Raw genomic sequence first — 16,284 nt, 5'->3', positions numbered from 1 at the left:
GGTTGGGGCCGCGTCAGCGCGGCAGGCCGAGCACGCGCTCGCCGATGATGTTGCGCTGGATCTCCTTGGTGCCGCCGCCGATCGTCTGCGACAGCCCGGTGAGGTAGCGCTCGGACCAGCCCTCGACCGGCGCGCCGTGCGCGTCGAAGTCGTCGAGGCAGGCGGGGCCGATGATCTCCATCGCGAGCGCGTCGATGCGCTGCACCAGCTCTGAGAAGAAGAGCCGGATCATCGACGCCTCGGCGCCCGGCATGCCCGTGCGCGCGGCCAGCGACAGGCTGCGGTAGGTCATGGCGCGCATCGCCTCGACCTCCGCGCGCACGGTCGCGAGACGGCGCGCCAGCTCGTCGTCGTCGATCGCGCGGGCACGTCCCGAAGGCCCCGGGACGTGCTGGGCGACGCGCACCAGCTCGTCGACCCGGCGTGCCTGCCGCACCTGCTCGGACATGAACGCGGTGCCGCGCTCGAAGCTGAGCGTGGCCATGGCGACCCGCCAGCCGTCGTTCAGCCTGCCGACGACGTTGCGCAGCGGGATGCGCACGCCGTCGTAGAAGACCTCGCAGAAGTCGCTGTTGCCGGCGAGCGTCTTGATCGGCCGGATGTCCATGCCGGGCGCACCCATCGGGCAGATCACCCAGGTGATGCCCTTGTGCTTCGGCGCATTCGGGTCGGTGCGCACGAGCAGCTCCTGCCACTCCGCGATCTGCCCGAAGCTGGTCCATATCTTCTGGCCGGTGACCACCAGCTCGTCGCCCTCGACGACGGCCTTCGTCTGCAGGCTCGCGAGGTCGGAGCCGGCGTTCGGCTCGGAGAAGCCCTGGCACCACACGGTGTCGCCGCGCAAGATGCGCGGCAGGTGGTAGGCCTTCTGCTCCTCGGTGCCGCAGGCGATGAGCGTCGGGCCCGCGTGCTTCAAGCCCACGAAGCCCGTGGTCACGTCGGGTGCGCCGACGCGGGCGTACTCCTCGTACCAGACGAGCTGCTCCATCACCGTGGCGCCGCGTCCGCCGTATTCGCTGGGCCAGTTGATTCCCGCCCATCCGGCGTCGTGCATGCGCCGCTGCCAGGCCATGTCCCAGTCGCGGCGCCCACGGATGTCGGCGATCTCGGGGCGCTGGTCGCGCGGAACGTTGGCTTCGAGCCAGCGACGGGCCTCGGCTCGGAAGCGCTCCTCCTCGGGCGTGAATCGGATCTCCACGGCGGCGGGGAGTGAACATCAGCGCGGCCCCGCCGCGCAAGCGCCAGCGGCCTGCGCGGTTTGACTGCCCCCAGCGCGTGTACTACCTCGCCTTCGCGCCGCGACGCACGGGTCCCCGTCGTCTAGTCTGGCCTAGGACGTCGGCCTTTCACGCCGATAACGTGGGTTCGAATCCCGCCGGGGACACTTCGCCTCGCCGCGCGGGCGGCGGCGTCACGGGGCCGGTGTCGCCGGGACCAGCAGCCCGGCGATGCGCTTGCCGGGCTGCTCGGTGAGCGCGGCGTAGATGCCCGGGTCCTCCTCCGCGAAGCGCACCGGGCGGCCGTCCACGACATCGCCGTCGACGAAGGCGATGAACGCCGCTGCCGCGCGCGGGAAGAGGAGCGGCGTCTGCGAGAAGACCGGCCCGACGCTCTGGAAGCGCTTGTTCGGCAGGACGACCGTCGTTCCCGGCGGCACGGCGGCCGCCGCGTCGCGCACGCGCTGCAACAGGCCGGCGACCTCGCGGCCGGCCCAGGCGTGCGTGTCGACGTGCCAGGCGGTGCGGGCCCAGGCCCGGGCGTCGATCGTGAGGATCAGGACGGCGGCGACGAGGCCCACCGCCGCACGGCCGCGACGCTGCGCCGCCTGGGCACAGAGAAGCCCGGCCAGCAGCGCGAGGAAGAGCGGGCCGAGGTACTGGTAGCGCGGCGTCGCGGCCACCTTCGCGAAGGTTCCGCCCATGAACCACAGCATGTGCGCGCGCCCCACGGCGATGATGCCGCACACCGCGCCGATGAGCAGGATCACGGCGACGAGGCGCCGCCGCATCGGCCCGTCGGCCGCGGCGAGCCCGGCGACGACGGCGAGCCCGAGCAGCGCTCCGGCGCCGACGACGAGCGCCGGCGGGAAGTCGCGCTCGGGAGCGAGGAACCCGGTCAGCAGTCCCGCGAACCCGTGTGCCACGAGATGGCCGGTGAGGATCAGCTGGTCCGGCACGTAGGCGAGCAGGCGCACGCCCGGAACCTGCGCGCCGGTCGGACGCACGGACACGAGCGCGTGGAGCTGCTGGCCGACGACGTAGAGCAGCGGCACCACCAGGATCGGCAGGCAGACGAGCAGCCGTGTCCGCGAGGTCATGCGCGGAAAGAGCAGCAGTGCGGCGACCGGAAACGCCATCGCCGCGCCGACGCCGACGCCGTAGCACGTCGCGCCGACGACGAGCGCGGCGACGATCACCCAGGCGTCGCGCGCTCCCGGGATCGTGCCGCGACGCTCGAGCACGGCAGCCCGCCACAAGAGCGCGAGCACCAGGGACGCGACCATCATCTGGCCATGGGTCGCGAACCAGTTGAGCGTCCCCATGTTGAGCGGACACGTGCCCCACAGCGTGCTCCAGAACCCGGCCAGCACGGGGCGCCGGGTCCACGTGTGCAGCACGGCGAACAGGAGCGCGACGTTCAAGAGCTGGTTGGCGAGCGAGAGCGTGAAGAACGGCCGCGGGTCGGGGCCGAAGATGCGCTCGATCCCGAGGAAGAGCAGGTTGCGGGTCCAGTAGAGGTGCCCGCCGTACGGCGTCAGCACGAACTCGAGCGGCGCGCCGTTGCGCGCGTCGTAGAGGAGCACGATGTCGTCCGCGTAGAAGCAGCTGTGGACGACCGGCGCCCAGACGACCAGCGTGGCGCCGAGGGCCACCGCGAGGGCGACCGCGGCGCGCGCCCGCGGCGTCAACGGCCCTTCCACACCGGGGGGCGCTTCTCCTTGAAGGCGGCGATGCCCTCCTTCGCGTCGTCGCTCATGAAGACGGACGCGGAGAAGCTCATCTCGTTCTCGAGCGCCTCGCGCAGCGGCAGGAACGTCGACTGCTTCGCCGATTCCTTGCAGGCGCGGACGGCGAGCGGGCCGTTCGAGCAGATCGTGTCGGCCAGCGCGCGCGCTTCCGTCATGACGCGGTCGCGCGGAACCACCCGGTTGACGAGCCCCATCTCGAGCGCGCGCTGCGGCGTGATGCGGTCGGCGAGGAGCACGACCTCCATGGCGTTGCACCACGACAGCTGCCGGGCGCTGTGCACCGTCGAGCCGCCGCCCGGAAAGAGGCCCCGGCGGGGCTCGGCGAGCTGGAACCAGGCGTCGTCGGCGACGACGCGCAGGTCGGTGTTCCACATCATCTCGAGCCCGCCGGCGGCGCAGATGCCGTTGATGGCGGCGATGACCGGCTTGTAGAGGCGGAACTCCTCGCCGGTCTCGGGCAGGATCGCGCCGTCGCGCAGGACCGCGACCAGCGAGTGCGCCATCGAGTAGCGCGACTCGCCGACCGGCAGGACGGACTCGCCCGCCGCCAGCTTGTCGGCGCGCTCGGTGACGATCGGGACGAAGCGCTTCAGGTCGGCACCCACGCAGTAGACGTCGCCGACGCCGGTGAGGATGGCGACGTAGGCGTCGGCATCGTCGCGGAAGCGCACCCAGCCGTCGGCGAGCTGCCCGAAATGCTCGATGTCGAGAGAGTTGCGCGCCTCGGGCCGGTCGATCGTGATGGTGACGACGTGCCCGTCCTTCGCATAGTGGATCGCCATCGCGCGGTGGCTTACACCGAAGCGCCCGCGGCGTGCCACCGCTCGGGCGGCGTTCGCCCCGTCGAAACCGCCCTGCTAAAGCCGAGGCGATGGCCCGGGTGATCGTGCGCTTCGAGAACGGGGACCCCGAGCGGGTGATCGACGTCGATCTCGCCCAAGCGCCCTTCGGGCACGACGGCAAGCCGGGGTCGATCCTCGACGTCCTGCTCGCGCACGGCGTGCCGCTGGAGCACGCCTGCGGCGGAGTCTGCGCGTGCACCACCTGTCACGTCATCGTGAAGCAGGGCTTCGACCGGCTCGGCACCGCAGAGGAGACCGAGGAGGATCTGCTCGACAAGGCCCCCGGACTCACCCCGACCTCGCGTCTCGGCTGCCAGGCGGTCCTCGACGGCGACGACGCCGAGATCGTCGTCGTCGTGCCGCGCTACACCATCAACCAGATCGCGGGCTCGCATGGCTGACGAGCGCCGCGCCGTGCTCGAGGCGGTGCACGACCACGGGCACGACACGCGCTCGCTCGTCTTCCGTCCCGACGTGCCCTTCGCCTTTCGCCCCGGACAGTTCCTCTCCTGCCTCATCCCGGCCGGCGCGCAGCGCCTCGTACGCCCCTACACGATCGCCTCGAGCCCCGAGGAGCCGGAGCGGCTCGAGCTGCTTCTGAACCGCGTCCCGCACGGCCCCGGCTCGACGTGGCTCTTCGCCCGCCGCCCCGGCGACGCCCTCGCCTTCACCGGTCCCTGGGGGACGTTCGTGCTCGACGCCGCGCCCGACGCCGAGGCCGTGTTCCTGGCGCAGGACACCGGCATCGCCGCGATACGTCCGATGTTGTGCCGCGCGCTCGCTACCGCCCGCCATCCGCTGCGCCTCGTCTGCGCGGCCGACCATCCCATCTACCGCGACGAGCTCACGCGCCTTGCCGGCATCGACACCTCGTTCGTGCCGACCGACGCGCTCGAGCCGACCGTCGCGGCGCGCTACCTCGACGCCGACGAGGACCGCACGCGCCACTTCTTCATCTGTGGGGTCGGCGCCGTCGTCACGCGCCTGCGCGATCGGCTGCGCGCCGCGGGCTATGCTCGCCGCGCCGTCCAATACGAGAAGTGGTGAGCCGCCTCCGCTTGTTCCGACCGGCGACGGCGTGCGAAGGGGCGCCATGCCCCTCGCCGCGAGCCTGCCCGTCCCACCGGACATCGCCATGTGCCAGCGCGTCGCCCGCCGGGTCGAGGAGCTGGGCTACGAGAGCGTCTGGCTCGCGGACACCGGCGCCGGCCCGGACGCCTTCGTCCTCGCCGCCGCCCTGGCCGGCGTCACGAGCCGCCTGCGCATCGGCACCGCGGTCGTCCCGGTCTACACGCGTACCCCGTCGGTGATGGCGGCGCAGTCGGGCTCGGTGGCGCAGATCCTGCCGGGCCGCTTCGTCCTCGGACTCGGCGCCTCGAGCGACACCATCGTCGACGCCTGGGGCGGCGTGCCCTTCGAGCGACCGTTGACGCGCATCCGCGAGTCGGTGGGCGTCCTGCGGCAGATGCTGGCGGGCGAGCGCGTCTCCTTCACCGGCCGCACGATCCGCACGCGCGGCTTTCGTCTGGTGTCGCTCCCACCGCAGCCGGTTCCCATCTACCTCGCGGCCCTGATGCCACCCATGCTCGAGCTCGCGGGGGAGATCGCGGACGGCGTCATCCTGAACTTCATGCCCGTCGATGCGGTGCCGCGCATGCTCGAGCACGTGCGACGGGGTGCCGAGCGCGCCGGGCGCGACCCGCGCACGCTCGAGATCGTGAGCCGCTTCCAGGTGATCGTCACCGACGATCCGGCGGCGGCGCGCGCGGCGCTCCGTCACATGATGGGCCCGTACTTCGCCACCTCGGTCTACAACCGCTTCGTGGCCTGGTGCGGCTTCGCCGCCGAGGCGGAGGCCATCCTCGCCGGCTGGCAGGCGAAGGACCGCGCCCGCAATCTCGCCGCGGTCACCGACGAGATGATCGATCGTATTGCCGTCATCGGGACGGCGGCCGAATGCCGGGCTCGGCTCCGCGCCTTCGCCGACGTCGGCGTGACGACGCCGATGGTGCACCCGTTCCTGTTCGACGAGCGGTCGATCTGGGGGACCTTCGAGGCCCTGGGACCCGCGTCCGTCTCCGTCTGAGCGGCCTGGTGGCGTCCCGGTGCCTGTGCTCTAAGCCGCCCCCATGCCGGTCCCGCGGAAGCACCGCCCTCGCGCACGCGCAGGAGGTGAACATCCGAATGCCGCCGCCCGACGGTGGCGTCGAGAGCGTGCTCGACGGGATGCGGCGAGCCAACATCCACTGCACGCAGGAGCTATCCTGACCAGGAACTGACTCGCCACCTGCGGAGGGAGCTGCTATGGTCCCCCCGACCCGGACGGTCAAGGAGGAGTCCCATTTCGGCCACGATCTTCATCGGCAATCTCAGCTTCGAGGCAACGGAGGACGAGCTGCGCACTATTCTCGGCGAGCTCGATCCCCGCGTGCGTGTCCGCATCGGCATGGACCGCATGACCAATCGCCCTCGAGGCTTCGCCTTCGCAGAGTTCTCTGACGAGGCCAAGGCGGCGGACGCGATCCGCCGCTTCGACAGCTACGAGCTCCGCGGTCGGCGCCTGCGCGTCAACGACGCCGAGCAGAAGCCGCCGCCGCGCGCACCTCGCCCGCCCATGGGCGCCGGCCCCCGCCCCGGTGGACCTTCCCGTCCGGGAGGCGGCTTCAGCAGCCCGCCGCCGTGGGCCGCTCCTGCGGGCGGCGGGGGTGGAAGCGGCTTCATGCCCCCTGACGCCGGCGGCGGTGAATGGGGTGGCGGGGGTGGCCCGCCGAACAAGAAGGGCGGCGGAAGCCGGCGCGGCCTCCGCGCTCGGAAACGCAGCCTGCGCTGGTAAGCCCCCCACCGAAACGCCCCTCATGCAGGCTTGCATGCCCGGCAATCCCCCTGCTAGACGGGCTGCCGGATGCCCGCGCACGCCAACGGTCGCCCTCTTCGTACCGTGGGAGACATTCCGAGCGCGTTCGTCCTGCGAGCGCCGGATAGGCGTCGTCGAGAGCGCCCTACAGGGGTAAGGAGAGTTCGGTGATGGGCAAGAAGCTCTTCGTGGGCAACCTGCCGTTTCGTGTGACCAGCGAGCAGCTCGGGGATCTGTTCGCGAAGGTCGGCACGATCCAGTCGGCAGCCGTGATCATGGATCGGGCCACGGGACAGTCGCGCGGGTTCGGGTTCGTCGAGATGAGCTCCGAAGACGAAGCGCGGCGCGCCGTAGAGGAGCTGAACGGTCAGGACTTCGACGGCCGCAAGCTCAACGTCAGCGAGGCCCACGACCGCGGCGGTGGTGGCGGCGGCGCCCGGCCGCGCTACTGAGCCGCGCGACTCGACCACCGTGAGCGCGGCGCCCGCGCCGCGCGAGCGGAGCTTCTGGGGCTGGGGCTGGTCCGACGCCGGCCCCTCCGACGAACACGGCTCCGCCCTCGCGCGGCTGATAGAGGCACGCTTCGGCATCGTCCTCCCGGAGGCGCTGCCGCGGCCACGTCTCGATGCCGTCACGCTGCCGCCGGTGCGCGTGACGCCGCCGCCGCGCCTGGCGGCGCTGTGCCGCACCGATGCGGCGGCCCGCGCCGGCCATGCGTACGGCAAGTCGTTCCGCGACGTCGTGCGCGGGGCGCGCGGCGAGTTTCCGAACCCGCCGGACCTGGTCGCGTACCCGGCCGACGAGGCCGACGTCGCGGCCATCCTCGCGTGGTGCGCCGACACCGGCCTCGCCGCAATTCCCTACGGCGGTGGGTCTTCCGTCGTCGGCGGCGTGGAGCCGCCTGCGCGTGACGCCTGGCCCGGCGTGGTCACCATCGATCTGGCGCGGCTCGATCGCGTCGTCGAGGTCGACGCCACGAGTCGCGCCGCGCGCATCCAGGGCGGCATCTACGGTCCGGCTCTCGAGGAGCAGCTTCGCCCGCACGGACTGACGCTGCGGCACTTCCCGCAGTCGTTCGAGTTCTCGACGCTCGGCGGATGGCTCGCAACCCGCTCGGGCGGCCACTACGCGACCCTGCACACGCACATCGACGACTTCGTCGAGGGCCTGCGCGTCGTGACGCCGGCGGGAACGCTGGAGACGCGCCGCCTGCCCGGCTCGGGCGCCGGCCCGAGCCCCGACCGGCTCTTCCTCGGCTCCGAGGGCACCCTGGGCGTCATCGTAGAGGCGTGGATGCGGCTGCAGGACCGCCCCACCCGGCGGGCCTCGGCGAGCATCACGTTCACCGACTTCGCGGCCGGTGCGACCGCCGCACGCGCCATCGTGCAGGCGGGGCTCCATCCGACGAACTGCCGCCTGCTCGATGCGCTCGAGGCCCTGACGTCCGGGGCGGGCGACGGCTCCCACGCCGTGCTCCTGGTCGGCTTCGAGTCCGCCAGCCGCGACCTCGACGACGCGATGGACGCCGCGCTCGCGTGCGCACGAGCGCACGGCGGTACGGCGCCGGCGGACGCGGGGCGCACCCGCGTCGACGCCGCCGGGGCGCGCGACGGCGCCGCCGGCGCCTGGCGCCGCGCCTTCCTCGAAGCCCCGTATCTGCGCGACGCACTCGTGCGTCTCGGGCTCGTCTCCGAGACGTTCGAGACCGCCGTCACCTGGGATCGGTTCCCGGCGTTCCACGCCGCCGTCATGGCAGCGACGACGGATGCCGTACGGCGTGTGTGCGGTGCCGGCCAGGTGACGTGCCGCTTCACGCACGTCTATCCCGATGGTCCTGCGCCCTACTACACCGTGCTGGCGCCGGCGTGCCGCGGGAGCGAGCTTGCGCAGTGGGCCGAGGTGAAGCAGGCGGCGGCCGAAGCCATCCTGCATGAGGGCGGGACGATCACCCATCACCACGCGGTCGGCCGCGACCATCGGCGCTGGTACGACCGCCAGCGACCCGAGCTGTTCGGGGCCGTGCTGCGCGCCGCGAAGACGACGCTCGATGCGGCCGGGGTTCTGAACCCCGGCGTGCTGATCGACCCCTGAGAGACGGCCTCAGGCCGCGGCGCGGATCGCCTCGGGTCGGAGGCGGATGACGCGCAGGCGATCGAGGACGCGGAGGATGTGGTAGGTGACGTCGAGCTCGTAGCGGCGGAACGCGAAGTTCACCCGGCCGGCGTAGTGGTGGTGGTTGTTCTGGAACAGCTCGCCCCACGTGATCAGATCGATCGGCAGCGAGTTGCGCGACTGATCCCGGGTCGCGAAGTTGCGGTAGCCGTAACGGTGCCCGCACCAGTTCACGATCGCGCCATGGATCGGCCCCATGCCGAAGTGGAACGGGAGGAGCAGGAACATCCACCACTCCGTCGCGAGCCACCAGTAGAGCCCGACGTAGACGCCGCCCCACGCGAGCCGCGTCGTCCACCAGGAGCCGACGCGATCGAGGATGCGCCACTCGGGGTAGCCGCCGAGGAAGCGCGCCTCCGGCTTCGAGATCCCGTCGACGTGCGCGGTGAACCGCTTCGCCGTCTTCCACATCATCGCCATCACGTTCGGTGAGTACGACGGCGAGTGCGGATCCTTCGCGGTGTCGCTGAAGGCATGATGCTCCCGGTGGAGGATCGCATAGGCCCGCGGTGGCAGATACGACGACCCCTGGGAAGCCCAGGTGAGGAAGTGGAACACGCGCTCGGTGAGGCGGTCCATGGTGAACATCCGGTGCGCCGCGTAGCGATGCAGGAAGCTCGACTGGAAGAAGATGCTCGCGAACCAATGGACGACGAAGAGCGCGATGATCGCCATCGGGGGGCGGTGGTAGCAGCGGTCCGGCACCCGCGCAACCACCCGTTCGCGCCACGAGGACGGCGTTGCTTGGCGGCCCGCGCCGCGCCGCGCTATGGTGCTCGCGATGCCCGATCTCATCCTCCTCCGCCACGGCCAGTCGCAGTGGAACCTCGAGAACCGCTTCACCGGGTGGGTCGACGTGCCGCTGTCCCCGAAGGGCGAGGAGGAGGCCCGCGCCGCCGGCGTGAAGCTGCGCGGGCGTACCGTCGACAAGCTCTACACGTCGACGCTGCAGCGGGCGATCCACACCGCCGACCTCGCCCTCGCGGCCGCCGCGATCACCGTGCCGCTCGTCGAGCGCGACGCAGCGCTCAACGAGCGCATGTACGGCGACCTCCAGGGGCTCGACAAGGCCGAGGCAGCGAAGCAGTTCGGGGCCGATCAGGTGCACATCTGGCGCCGCAGCTTCGACGTCCCGCCGCCCGGCGGCGAGAGCCTGAAGGACACGGCGGCGCGCGTCATCCCCTACTGGGAGGGGCACATCCTCCCCGACCTGCGCGCGGGGAAGAACGTCCTCGTCGCCGCGCACGGCAACTCGTTGCGCGCGCTCGTGATGCACCTCGACGGGCTCACGCGCGACGAGGTCCTGAAGCTCGAGATCCCGACCGGTGCGCCGCTCGCGTACGTGCTCGGCCCCGACGGAGCCGTGCGCGAGAAGCGCTACCTCTGAGGCCGCCCGGCCGCGGCGTAGATCGCGTCGATCACGCGCATGTTCGCGACGGCGTCCTCCGGCGTGGTCGGGAACGGCGTCCCCCGGCGGATGGCATCGACGAAGGCGCGGAGCTGGCCGGCGTAGCTCGACGGTCCGGCAACGCGCTCCGCGCGCCGCTCGCGCGCCGTGCGCACCGACAGGCGGTGCCAGAACTGCGGTGCGATCGGGTTGATCACGCCGAGCGTGCCCGCGCTCCCGACGACGCGCGCGGACATGCGCACGCCCACCGCCGACCACAGCGCACACGTGAGCCGCGCCGTGCGTCCGCCCGGGAAGGCGAGCTCCGCCGCGCACCAGCGATCGACGCCCCCGCGCGTCCAGCGGGCGCGTGCCGAGACGACGGTGGGCTCGGCGCGCGCGAGGTGCCGCAGGATCGAGATCGTGTAGCAGCCCGTGTCCATGAGCGCACCGCCTGCGAGGTCGGCGCGGTAGCGGATGTCGCTCGGGCGCGGCAGTGGGATGCAGAAGTGCGCCTCGAGATGCCGCACCTGTCCGATCTCGCCCGCGTCGATGATCGCGAGCAGCCGCGCGAAGAGCGGGTGGTAGCGGTAGTGGAACGCCTCCATCAGCACGCGACCGCTGCGGCGTCCCGCCGTCGCCATGCCCTCCGCCTCCACCGCGTCGACCGCGAACGGCTTCTCGCACAGGACGTGCTTTCCGGCTTCCAGGGCGCGAATCGTCCACACGCCGTGGTGCGAGTTCGGCAGGGGGTTGTAGACGGCGTCGATCGCCGGATCGTCGATGAGGGCGTCGTAGTCTGCGTGCACCCGCGGGATGCCGTGGCGTGCGGCGAAGGCGCCGGCACGCGCCGGGTCGCGGGCCGCGATCGCGACGACCTCCGCGTCGGCCGTGCGCCGCGCCGGCGTCAGCAGCGCCATCGGCGTGATGCGCGCCGCCCCGAGAACCCCGATGCGCAACGGCGCTTCGCCGTCGACCGTCGCCATGCGCGGCGGTCTGGCGCGCGGCCACCCCGGCTGTCAAGCGCCGACGAGTCGCAGCAGGCGCGGCAGGACGGCCCGCGTGGCGAACACCTCCTCGGCCAGCCGCCGCGCCGCACGGCCGGCCGCGACGGGATCGGCCTCGATGGCGCGGATCGCCTCGGCCGCCTCGTCGGCGCCGCGGAAGAAGCGCAGCCCGGACGACGCCGGCAGGTGCGCGGACACTCCGGTCTCCTCGACCACGGCGGGACGGCCGCTCGCGAGGTAGCAGACCGTACGATCGCTGATCCATCCGGGGCGCGCCTTCACGTATGCCGGCTTCGCCGCGCTGAGCTCGCCGCGCGACGCCTGCACGTAGCGGCGGAACGTCTCGGGCGTGCCGGCCACCTCCGCGGGATCGACGAGACGCCACCCCGCGGCCGCGATCAGCGCACGGTCCTCGCGCTCGTCCGCATGCAGGTTCGCAGCCAGCTCGAGCGGCACCGATACGCGGCGCGCGAGCGGCAGCAGCGGCACGAAGCCGCTGCGTTTGTTGCAGTCGTAGGCGTCGCCGTCGAGGAAGGCGTAGTGCCCGCTCCACCACTGCGTCACCGTCGTGTACGCGGCGTCGGGCGCGGGCGGCGGCTGCGCCGGCCAGCTCGGCAGATGCACCGCGGGCCACGTGCGGTGCCAGGTCACATCGCCGAGCGGTACGGGAGAGTCCGCGCCGCCGAGGTTCTGGCCGATCGTCAGGTGGACGTCGTGGCTGCCGACGCCCATGTCCCACTCGCGCGCCCAGAGCTGAAACGCGCCCGGGTCGATGTCGAAGAGCACGGTGCGGGCGAAGTCGCCGCGGAGGGGCTTCGGCACGCTGTGGGCGAGGTTCAGGAGCAGGCCGTCGCGCGCCCGCGCCCGCAACGCCTCGGGCGTGAGCCCGTAGTGCTCCATCACGTCGGGGACGTCGTCGCGCGAGCCGCGCGGGGCATAGAGCAGGACCGTGCGATCGCCGAGCCCGAGGGCGGTCATCGTGCGCAGGAACGTCGCCACGTAGGCGCGGTCGCGCGCCTCGTCGCCGTGCGGCCAGAGGACCTCCAGCCACCACGCGTCGACGCCGAGATCGCGCAGCCCGCGCACGTACTGGAGCGGCACCCACAGGCTGCCGCCCCCCTCCGGGTATTGCGCGGTGAATCCCGACGCGACGAAGACCGACGGGGCCATCCGCGTCCGTCTGCTAGCACGCGTCGTCCCGTCCGGCGACCACGTCGCCGCGGTTGTACCGGCGGGGGCCCTCGCGTAGGCACTGCGCCCATGAAGTGGACGTCGTGGGTGACGGCGATCGCGCTCTCCCTCGTGGTCGGCCTCGTCGTCTGGTCGAGCCTGCACGTCGGCAGCGTACGCTGCGAGATCTGTATCGTGTTCGAGGGCCGGCAGGCATGCCGGGCCGTCGACGGCGCCTCCGCGGGCGAGGCGCGTCAATCGGCGATCAACAACACCTGCGCGTTCCTCGCCTCCGGCGTCACCCAGACGATGGCCTGCGAGCGCACGCCGCCCTCGAAGGACGAGTGCTCGTCCTGATCTCGGGGGCAGCTCAGCGCCGCAGATCGCCGAGGGCCGCGCGCGCGGCGGCGGCCAGCTCCTCGAGCGCGCGCTGAACGAACGACGGCAGCTCGCGCCGCGTGCCGTGCAGCGCGACCGTCACCTGCTTGAGGGCCGCCTTCGCCTTCTTGAGCTCGCGGCGCTGCTTGCCAGGCGCGGTGGCGGTCGCCGCCCGGCCGAGCGCGCGGGCCGCGCGGGCCAGCCGCTTGCGCAGGCGCTTCTGGCGCGGACCCGGCTCTCCGACGACCCCGTCGAGCAGGTTCTGCATCCCCGTAAGGCGGCAGCTCACGCTCTCGATGCCTCTGCGGGGCGTGTTGACGCAGCCGACGTCCGAGTTGCAGCCGTCTTCGGTGCAGGCGTCGCCGTCGTCGCAGGCGAGGCTCGGGCCGGGCTCGCAGACGCCGCTCCGACACGTCCCCGGCGCCTGACAGCGGTCCGGTGCGGCGCAGGCGCTGCCTTCGACGAGCGGGATGTGGACGCACCCGATGCTGCTGTCGCAGCTATCGGCCGTGCAGGCGTCGCCGTCGTCGCAGTCGCGCGGCGACGCGGCGCAGCTGCCGTCCGCGGTACACGCGTCCGCGGCCGTGCAGGCGTCGCCGTCGTCGCAGGGCGTGCCCACGGGCGACGGCGTGCAGCCGGACGCCGGATCGCACGCGCCCGTTCGACACTGTCCCGCGCAGGTGATCGGCGTGCCGCCGGCGCACGTGCCGTCGACGCCCGTGCAGCGCTCGTCGATGGTGCAGGCATCGCCGTCGTCGCACGGCGTATCGGACCCTGCCGGAATGCAGCCGTCCTGCGCATCGCAACCGGGGAGGAAGCACTGGCCGCTGCAATCGAGGCTCGTGGTGCCGACGCAGGTCTCGTCGACGCCGCTGCAATGGTCGCCCTGCGTACAGACGCTGCCGTCGTTGCAGACCACCGTCGCCGGGAGAGGATCGCAGCCGGTTCCGGGATTGCAGGCGCCGGTGGAGCACGGCCCGGCGCAGTTGCGGGGGCTGCCCGAGAGACACGTGGTGTCGACGCCGCTGCAGGCGTCGCCCACCGTGCACGCGTCACCGTCCTGGCAGGGCGTTCCCGCCTCCGCGATCGCGCATCCGTAGGTCGGGTCGCAGACGCCGGTGCGACAGGTGCCGGTGCAGCGCACCGGCGCGCCCGGCACGCAGGCCCCGGCGGCGTTACAGCGGTCGTCGCCCGTGCAGGCGTTGCCGTCGTCGCACAGGCTGCCGGCCGGGCGTCCCGCGCAGCCGCCGGGGTCGCAGAAGGGCACCGGCACACTCGCGGCGTTGCCGCGCGCCACGGTCAGGGTCGCCGGCGCGAGGCAGTCGACGGGCATACGGAAGACGAGCATCGTCGGCGTCACGGCCTGGACGGCCGGAACGTACGACAGGCCGCCCATCTCGATGCGGACGCCATTGCCGCGGGGCCCGGCGTTCGCGAGGGCGACCCCCTCGCTGTCGAGCGAGCACGGATCGTCCGGCATGCCGGCCGACGGGTCCGCGATGTTGGCGAGGTCGCCGAAGGAGCACCGCCGCGGCTTCGCCGGATCGCTCATGTTGAGCGTGCCGTCGATGGCGTTGAACGGTCCGCCCGTGCCCTGCAGGCTGCCGTTGTAGACGTGCACCACGTCGCCCTTGCGGGGACGCGGGTTCGAGACGCGCGCGATCTGCGGCGCCGGCCCGTTGCGGTGGCCGGTCGGGGTGCCGAGGTCGACGGGCGCGGGCGGCGCCAGCGGCCGCACGTCGAGCGCGAGGATGGGCTCCGGCGGGCAGGTGCTGGCGGTGACGTCGCAGTGCTCCCACTGATTGCCGCGCGCGAGCAGCGGGAAGACGCTCGACGGGAGGAGCAGGTTCAGGTTGATGCCGCCGGGCGCCTGGCCGTTCGGATTGGGATTGTAGGCGAAGGCGTTGCGCCCCGGATCGGCGCCGCCGGCGCCCAGGTCGACGCCGGGCAGGAGACACCCCTCGCCGCTGCAGGACGACAACACCGCTCCGAATCCGAGCTCGGCCACCGGCAGCGTGCACGTGAGGACGCAGTCGGCGTTGGCCGTGCAGGGGCGTCCCGGCTCGGCCATGCAGTTCCCGAGGTGGTTGCAGGCGAGCGTCAGGCCGCGCAGGCTCGCCTGCGACTGCACCCCCGCGAGCGTCGTCTCGATGCGAGCGCCCGCGGCACGGTTCTCGGTGACGACGTCGTGGCGCAGCGTGGCCGTGGCGCTGTTGACGACGGAGATGCCGCGCGCGCCTTGGAAGCGCACGACGTTGCCGTCGGTGGTGAGGAAGCTACGCTGGCCGAGACGCTCCGGAACCCCGACCAGCAGCCCGTGCTCCGCGAAGCCGCTGCCCGAGGTGGTCTTGAAGTTGCGCTGCACGACGTTGCGCACGGCGGTGACGCTGGCGCCGTCGACGACCTGGATGCCGCCGCTCTGGTTGTCGTGCACGCAGCTGTCGCGCACCTGCGCCCGTGCGAGCGTCGTGACCTTGATGCCCTTGTCCTCGGCGCCGCGGACCTCGGTGGCGAGGACGACGTTCGCGGCGGACTGCCCCGCCTCCGCCTCGACGCTTATGCCGTCCCCGCGCGTCGGACCCACGACGAGCGTCTGGTCGAGGAGGTTGCCCTGGGCGCCCTCGCCCGTGAAGGCGATGGTGTCGAGGGGGATCGTCGAGCCGACGTACTCGCTGCCGAGCAGCTCGAGCCCGCGCAGGACGTTGTCGCTGCCGTAGACACGCATCAGCGAGCGCCGGCACGTGCCGGTGCGCAGTACCACTGCCCCCCGACGCCCGAGTCGATCCAGCCCGTCGACGACGACGCGTGAGCCGGTGAAGCAGAACGCGCTGGCACGCCCGTCCGGACAGAGCGGGCCCGAGGTGAGACACTGATTCCCCGTGCCGCCGCCCCCGGGCACGAACCAGACGTTCACCACCTTCGGCGCGTGCGCACCGGGGAAGACGTCGGGATCGAAGCCGACGAACGCACGCCGGTCGAGCCCGCCGCTGGTGAAGCTGGCGGCCGCCGCGATCTGACTGAGGACGTCGCCGCCCGCGCCCATCCCGTCGAACTGCACTTCGGTGACGAGGAAGCTCCGCGGGTAGATCGTCCAGGCGACGAGGTTCGACACCCCGATGCCGCCGGTGAGGACGACCGTACGCCGGCTCTGCACCTGCGGCGACGCCGACTCGCTCACGTGCACGCGCAGCCGATGCACCCACGCGCCCGGGCGCAGCCCGTCGATCTGCCCGCAGCGCGTTTCGCCGCGCCCGCTGCATTCGACGACACGGGTGTAGGTCGTGGCGCCAGCACCGTCGCAGGTGGCCGCGGCGTCCAGCAGCTCGCCCTCGAGCTCGAGCGAGACGCTCTGGTCGCTGCTCTGGTTGTCTATGGCGAGCGACACGGTCGCCGTCCCCGGACAGGTGGCTGCCCGAAGCGGCCCGCGCGATCCCAGGACGAGGAGCGCCAGCAGGAGGAGGGAGAGACGGGACCGGCGCGGCATGTGCAGACGCCAACCGTAGCAC

15 protein-coding genes and 1 tRNA gene are annotated in these 16,284 nt (G+C 72.5%); 9 read left to right on the top strand and 7 right to left on the bottom strand.

Annotated elements, in window-relative coordinates:
* Positions 1 to 13: 13 nt before the first annotated feature.
* Positions 14 to 1,198: an acyl-CoA dehydrogenase family protein gene (locus KIT14_14140; protein ID MCW5891671.1), complete on the bottom strand. Its 1,185-nt coding sequence runs from the start codon at positions 1,196 to 1,198 to the stop codon at positions 14 to 16.
* 111 nt (positions 1,199 to 1,309) lie between these two features.
* Here KIT14_14140 and KIT14_14135 point away from each other — a divergent pair.
* Positions 1,310 to 1,384 (top strand) — tRNA-Glu (locus tag KIT14_14135).
* A 27-nt stretch (positions 1,385 to 1,411) separates the two neighbouring features.
* Here KIT14_14135 and KIT14_14130 read toward each other — a convergent pair.
* Both KIT14_14130 and KIT14_14125 read right to left on the bottom strand, forming a co-directional pair.
* Complete coding sequence (locus KIT14_14130) at positions 1,412 to 2,872, bottom strand: hypothetical protein (protein ID MCW5891670.1); 1,461 nt, start codon at positions 2,870 to 2,872, stop codon at positions 1,412 to 1,414.
* Between the two features lie 32 nt (positions 2,873 to 2,904).
* Positions 2,905 to 3,750, bottom strand: a complete 846-nt coding sequence (locus tag KIT14_14125) for an enoyl-CoA hydratase/isomerase family protein (GenBank protein ID MCW5891669.1) — start codon at positions 3,748 to 3,750, stop codon at positions 2,905 to 2,907.
* Positions 3,751 to 3,839: 89 nt separating this feature from the next.
* Between KIT14_14125 and KIT14_14120 the strand changes: the two genes are divergently transcribed.
* The 6 genes from KIT14_14120 to KIT14_14095 all read left to right on the top strand — a co-directional run bounded on the left by KIT14_14120 (position 3,840) and on the right by KIT14_14095 (position 8,755).
* Positions 3,840 to 4,211 (top strand): 2Fe-2S iron-sulfur cluster binding domain-containing protein, encoded by a 372-nt coding sequence (locus KIT14_14120; protein MCW5891668.1) that lies wholly within the window; start codon positions 3,840 to 3,842, stop codon positions 4,209 to 4,211.
* A complete protein-coding gene (locus KIT14_14115) occupies positions 4,204 to 4,857 on the top strand; it encodes an FAD-dependent oxidoreductase (GenBank protein ID MCW5891667.1) in 654 nt (217 codons plus the stop codon). Before KIT14_14120 ends, KIT14_14115 begins: the two co-directional genes overlap by 8 nt.
* Before the next feature lie 46 nt (positions 4,858 to 4,903).
* On the top strand, positions 4,904 to 5,896 hold the full coding sequence (locus tag KIT14_14110) for an LLM class flavin-dependent oxidoreductase (GenBank protein ID MCW5891666.1): 993 nt from the start codon (positions 4,904 to 4,906) through the stop codon (positions 5,894 to 5,896).
* A gap of 114 nt (positions 5,897 to 6,010) precedes the next feature.
* Positions 6,011 to 6,643 (top strand): hypothetical protein, encoded by a 633-nt coding sequence (locus KIT14_14105; protein MCW5891665.1) that lies wholly within the window; start codon positions 6,011 to 6,013, stop codon positions 6,641 to 6,643.
* A gap of 191 nt (positions 6,644 to 6,834) precedes the next feature.
* Positions 6,835 to 7,116 (top strand): RNA-binding protein, encoded by a 282-nt coding sequence (locus KIT14_14100; GenBank protein ID MCW5891664.1) that lies wholly within the window; start codon positions 6,835 to 6,837, stop codon positions 7,114 to 7,116.
* 19 nt (positions 7,117 to 7,135) lie between these two features.
* On the top strand, positions 7,136 to 8,755 hold the full coding sequence (locus KIT14_14095; protein ID MCW5891663.1) for an FAD-binding oxidoreductase: 1,620 nt from the start codon (positions 7,136 to 7,138) through the stop codon (positions 8,753 to 8,755).
* A gap of 9 nt (positions 8,756 to 8,764) precedes the next feature.
* Here the strand turns inward: KIT14_14095 and KIT14_14090 are convergent, their stop codons facing one another.
* Complete coding sequence (locus KIT14_14090; GenBank protein MCW5891662.1) at positions 8,765 to 9,511, bottom strand: acyl-CoA desaturase; 747 nt, start codon at positions 9,509 to 9,511, stop codon at positions 8,765 to 8,767.
* A 106-nt stretch (positions 9,512 to 9,617) separates the two neighbouring features.
* Here KIT14_14090 and KIT14_14085 point away from each other — a divergent pair, with 106 nt between their 5' ends.
* Positions 9,618 to 10,223 (top strand): 2,3-diphosphoglycerate-dependent phosphoglycerate mutase, encoded by a 606-nt coding sequence (locus tag KIT14_14085; protein ID MCW5891661.1) that lies wholly within the window; start codon positions 9,618 to 9,620, stop codon positions 10,221 to 10,223.
* On the opposite strand, the gene KIT14_14080 is transcribed toward KIT14_14085, so the two are convergent.
* Both KIT14_14080 and KIT14_14075 read right to left on the bottom strand, forming a co-directional pair.
* Positions 10,214 to 11,209 (bottom strand): Gfo/Idh/MocA family oxidoreductase, encoded by a 996-nt coding sequence (locus KIT14_14080; GenBank protein MCW5891660.1) that lies wholly within the window; start codon positions 11,207 to 11,209, stop codon positions 10,214 to 10,216. The genes KIT14_14085 and KIT14_14080 overlap by 10 nt on opposite strands.
* Positions 11,210 to 11,242: 33 nt before the next feature.
* Entirely contained in the window at positions 11,243 to 12,400 is a 1,158-nt protein-coding gene (locus tag KIT14_14075) for a hypothetical protein (GenBank protein ID MCW5891659.1), read from the bottom strand.
* A gap of 90 nt (positions 12,401 to 12,490) precedes the next feature.
* On the opposite strand from KIT14_14075, the gene KIT14_14070 reads away from it, so the two are divergent.
* The gene (locus tag KIT14_14070; protein MCW5891658.1) at positions 12,491 to 12,757 is read left to right on the top strand and encodes a hypothetical protein; all 267 of its coding nucleotides are present in this window, start codon (positions 12,491 to 12,493) and stop codon (positions 12,755 to 12,757) included.
* A gap of 13 nt (positions 12,758 to 12,770) precedes the next feature.
* Here KIT14_14070 and KIT14_14065 read toward each other — a convergent pair whose 3' ends face one another.
* A complete protein-coding gene (locus KIT14_14065) occupies positions 12,771 to 16,262 on the bottom strand; it encodes a right-handed parallel beta-helix repeat-containing protein (protein ID MCW5891657.1) in 3,492 nt (1,163 codons plus the stop codon).
* Between the last annotated feature and the right edge of the window lie 22 nt (positions 16,263 to 16,284).

Source organism: bacterium, assembly GCA_026129405.1.
Classification (GTDB): domain Bacteria; phylum Desulfobacterota; class Binatia; order DP-6; family DP-6; genus JAHCID01.
The sequence above is the reverse complement of the archived record's forward strand: the minus strand, read 5'-3'. Positions and strand labels throughout refer to the sequence as shown.